The 4036-nt window shown below is 65.7% G+C and carries 7 protein-coding genes; 3 read left to right on the forward strand and 4 right to left on the reverse strand.

The features are described from left to right. Positions 1-266: 266 nt before the first annotated feature. From ON45_RS04660 to ON45_RS04670, 3 genes are all read right to left on the reverse strand, one after another. Positions 267-530 carry a hypothetical protein gene (locus tag ON45_RS04660; RefSeq protein ID WP_040492359.1) on the reverse strand — a complete coding sequence of 88 codons (264 nt, stop codon included), beginning with the start codon at positions 528-530 and terminating at the stop codon, positions 267-269. Next, the gene (locus ON45_RS04665) at positions 527-736 is read right to left on the reverse strand and encodes a YlcI/YnfO family protein (RefSeq protein ID WP_040492361.1); all 210 of its coding nucleotides are present in this window, start codon (positions 734-736) and stop codon (positions 527-529) included. The genes ON45_RS04660 and ON45_RS04665 overlap by 4 nt, the downstream gene beginning before the upstream one ends. Before the next feature lie 137 nt (positions 737-873). Continuing rightward, on the reverse strand, positions 874-1341 hold the full coding sequence (locus ON45_RS04670; protein ID WP_040492363.1) for an Lrp/AsnC family transcriptional regulator: 468 nt from the start codon (positions 1339-1341) through the stop codon (positions 874-876). A gap of 113 nt (positions 1342-1454) precedes the next feature. Here ON45_RS04670 and ON45_RS04675 point away from each other — a divergent pair, with 113 nt between their 5' ends. The 3 genes from ON45_RS04675 (at position 1455) to ON45_RS04685 (ending at position 3311) form a co-directional block, all read left to right on the forward strand. After that, positions 1455-1694, forward strand: a complete 240-nt coding sequence (locus ON45_RS04675) for a DUF6356 family protein (RefSeq protein ID WP_051062465.1) — start codon at positions 1455-1457, stop codon at positions 1692-1694. A gap of 94 nt (positions 1695-1788) precedes the next feature. Next, entirely contained in the window at positions 1789-1980 is a 192-nt protein-coding gene (locus ON45_RS04680) for a hypothetical protein (RefSeq protein WP_040492365.1), read from the forward strand. A 17-nt stretch (positions 1981-1997) separates the two neighbouring features. Beyond that, positions 1998-3311, forward strand: coding sequence for an HNH endonuclease signature motif containing protein (locus ON45_RS04685; protein ID WP_040492367.1), 1314 nt, complete (start codon positions 1998-2000; stop codon positions 3309-3311). Positions 3312-3317: 6 nt separating this feature from the next. On the opposite strand, the gene ON45_RS04690 is transcribed toward ON45_RS04685, so the two are convergent. Then, a partial coding sequence (locus ON45_RS04690) for an alpha/beta fold hydrolase (RefSeq protein ID WP_306301647.1) occupies positions 3318-4036 on the reverse strand: 719 nt, incomplete at its 5' end.

Genomic DNA, 4036 nt, shown 5'->3' on the forward strand with positions numbered 1-4036 from the left:
CAGCCTGCGAGAGCCACACGCTTGACTCGGAGGCGTGTCGCACCATCTCGAGCACGTACCCGAGCGCAGACGTGCCGATCGCGAGCGACTCGAACGAATGGGTGTCATTGGTTTTCTGCGCCGTTTGTTAGGGCCGGAAGGAGACCCGCTCTCTGAGCCAATTGGCAAGCCAGGTTTCGTCGACGTCGCGTGCGGCGACGGCGAGCATTGCTTCGACAGCTTGGTTGGTGTCGGGTTGTGAGTCGTTCCACGATCCGTCGTTGAGGTCAATGAACAGCACGAGGCAGGCCCAAGCTGCTCGTTTGTTGCCGTCGGGGAGGCGGGTGGTTCCAGGCGATCCGGCAGGCGAGTACAGCGGCCTTGTCGTAGACGTCCGGGTAGAAGTCGGTGTCGTCGAAGCCCGCTTGCGGTGCATGCAGCGCGGAGTCGGCGAGATCGACACGGCTGGCCTTGATCAGCGTCGCGGCGTCGATCCCGGTGACGTGCTCGGAGAGGAACCAGAACTCGGCGAGGCTGAGGTAGCGGGTCACTTGGCGAGTCGGTCGAGGATCTCCCGGTCGCGTTCGAGCAGTTTCGTTGCGCGGGCGGTGAAGTCCTCGTCGGCTCGCACCCGCTCGATCTCGGCGGCGAGGGAGTCGATGATGAGTTGGTTGACGCTGTCGCCGCGCACTCGAGCGACGGCTTCGGCGTCGTCGGCGAGATCGTCGGGCAACCGAACCGTCGTCTGTTTTGTCATGACATCATGATATCACGATGCGAGCAGCGCGAGATCAACATCACAGTGACGCTCCGCAGTCCGCTTACACCCGGCAGGATGCCCACGGAGCCCCGATCGAGATCGCGCGTCGGGTCGAGATGCAGATCGAGAGAGTCTCAGTCGGTCGTCAGGTAGTCGAGCGACAGCGCGGTGGTGTGTTTGATCTCCTCCATGACGAAGATCGTGCGGACGTCGTACAGATCGACCGCGTCGATCAGCCGCTTGTAGAACGCGTCGTAGGCGGCGATGCTCGGGACCATCACCTTGAGCGTGTAGTCGATGTCGCCGCTCGTGCGGTACGCCTCGACGATCTCGGAGAACGTGGCGATCGCCGAGCGGAACGTCTCGATCCATTGTGAGCTGTGATCGTTGGTGCGGATGTTGACGAGGGCGGCCACGTCGAGGTTGACGGCGGCCGGATCGATGAGCGCGACCCGGTGTGTGATCACGCCGGCTTCCTCGAGCGCGCGGACTCGCCGCCAGCACGGGGTGGGGGTCAGGCCGACGCGATCGCCGAGCTCGCGGGCACTGAGCGATCCGTCCTCCTGGAGTAAACGCACAATATCCCGATCGACTTCATCCACAATCGATGATTCTTGCACAAATCGTCGATCTGGAACATGACTGGTGCACATTGGGTGGTATTCGCTGCAATGAACGCAAAGCACGACTCAGCGCGATTCCGTACCCTGGGGGCATGGCATTTGGGAAGTACTTCACCGAGCACCCGGCGTCGGTCGACGAGACCTACGCCGAACACTTCCGCGTCGCGACGAGCTGTGCCGGTTCGCTCGCGATCGCCGCAGGTGCCGCACTGGTCCACGCGGTCGTTCCGGCGCTGTGCGAGAAGACCGCGAGCCGCAGGATCAAGGCGCTGCACGCGCGAGTCACCTCCGGTGCGCGGGCCGAGACGCCCGACGTGATGAACGCCGCGTAGAACGCGACGCCGAGGGCAGCGTCGCGTCGAAGATCCGGACGAATACCCTCGTATCACTCTTGTATCGAACACACGTACGTGTTATGATCTGATCATGGAATACGGGGCCACCAGCGATCTCGGCGAGAGGACCGGGTTCGACACGGCGGCCGAAGTCGCCCGATTGGTGGCGATGCCGGCGGCCGCGCTCGACGACGAGGTGCGTCGTGTCGAGTCGCAGCGCCGTGATGCGGAAGCCCGGTTGGCCTTGGTGGCGGCGGTGTCGAGCAGCGCCAGCAGTTCCTGACCGATGGACATCGTTCGATGGCGGGCTACCTGAAGGCACATCTGAACTGTTCGGGTGTGGAGGCGAACCGCATCCGTCGCCGCGGGCGTCTGCTCGATGAACACCCCGAAGCCGCCGACGCGGTGGGCGAGGGACGCGTGTCGATGGGCAATGTCGATCTGCTCGCGAAAGCGCGCTGCGATCGTCGGGTGGGAGACGTGGTCGGCGGATTCGTGCCGATGTTGATCGAGCGGGCCGAGTGCTTCTCTGCGAAGGAGTTCGGGGTGCTGGTGGATCGGGTCGTGGCGAACGCTGATGCCGACGGTGTCGAGCCCGATGACGTGGACTGCTCGGCCACGGTGATCGCCGGTCCCGATGGCGTCCACCTCCGTGCATCCGGCGGGTCGGCATTGCAGGCGGCGGAGATGAAGGCGGTGTTCGACCGCGCCGTGGAGGCGGAATTCCGTCGCGATGTGGACGATCGACGCGCCGAGCACGGTGACAACGCCGACCAGCACCCGTTGCCACGTTCGGCACGCCAGCGAAAGTTCGCGGCGATGTATGCGATCCACATGGCCGCGGCATCGACGCCGCCGGATGCCCAGGTGCCGGAGCCACTGGTCACGCTGCTGTATTCGGCTGGTCGCGCGGGGCGGGCGTTTCACGCGCACGGACTCGTCGACAACGAGGACGTCTTCGATGCGCCCTCACATGGATGGGAGTCCGAGGACCCTCACGATCTCGCGGCCGTTCGTTGTGAGACCTCGACCGGGATCCCGGTGTCCGACCATGACATGGTGCGGGCGATGATCCGCGGGCGGATCCGCCGGGCAGTGGTCGACACCGGCGGGGTGGCCATCGATCTCGGGCCGAAGCGGCGCTTGTTCACCGGAGCGGCAGCCGAGGCGGCACGGATGGTGGTCGTGGAGTGTGTGCACCCAGGTTGCTCGATCCCGGCCGAGTTCGCCCAGATCGATCACATGGTGCCGTATGCCGACGGAGGAACGACCGATCAGCGCAACGCCGCACCGTTGTGTGGGCTGCACAACCGGTTCAAGCACCGTGCCGGATTCCGAAGTCGGCGAGCCCGGGACGGGCGGGTGTATCTGATCCGACCGGACGGAAGCGTTGTTGTGCCGGTCGGGCAACGACCACCCGAGTTCGAACAGGAACACGACACGCTCGATGTTCGAGGTGACCGATGTCCCGAGCACGAGACCGTCGTCGAGACGATCGGTTGGGACGAATTCGTCGACCGGCAGCGACGCGGCCGCGACCCGGATTCCCAACAACCTGGCTGGACGATCGTGCACCTCGAGGCCGATCGCATCGACCAGCTCATGGGCCGCTGACTCCGATCAGGTGAGCGAATCCGCGACACCGGCGATGATCGCGGCGACCTCGGCCGCGTGGGTGTCCTCGTGCATCGAATGGCCGCCACCATCGAGCACCACGAGGCGGGCGTCGGGCATCTTGCGTTCCAGATAGCTCCCCGCGCTCGCGTACTCCGGCCGGTCGTCTCCGCCCGCCAACACGACTGTGGGTGTGGCCATCTCCGCCAGACGATCCATCACCATGGAGTCCTCCTGCAGGTTGAGCGCGGCCACCCGTTCGGGCACGCCGAAGCGGTGCGCGTTTCGACGGGAGCGCTCGTTCCATCCTTCCCGCTTCTCCGCGTCGCGGTACCCCGGTCCGGTGTTGAGCACGACGACGCCGCGGGTCGCGTCCGGTCGCGTCGCAGCATGGGCGAGCGCCAGGTAGCCGCCGAGCGAGTGACCGACGAGAACGGGCGGTTCGTCGAGCGTCGCGAGCACCTCGTCCAGATCGTTCAGCGCCGCGTCGCGTGTGAACGCATCCGGGTCGTCGGGACACGGCGACTCGCCGTGTCCGGGAAGATCGACCGCGACGACGGTGAATCGCTCGGCGAGCACGTTCGCGCACGCATCCCACGTGTGGGCGTCCATGCCGAGGCCGTGGAGGAGGACGATTGCGGGTCCCGACCCGCGCCGGATGGTGTTGAGCTGCACGCCGAGCGACGGTACCCCAACCGTGCCATCCGGTGTCAGACACCCGATGG

This window comes from Ilumatobacter nonamiensis YM16-303 (assembly GCF_000350145.1).
GTDB lineage: Bacteria > Actinomycetota > Acidimicrobiia > Acidimicrobiales > Ilumatobacteraceae > Ilumatobacter_A > Ilumatobacter_A nonamiensis.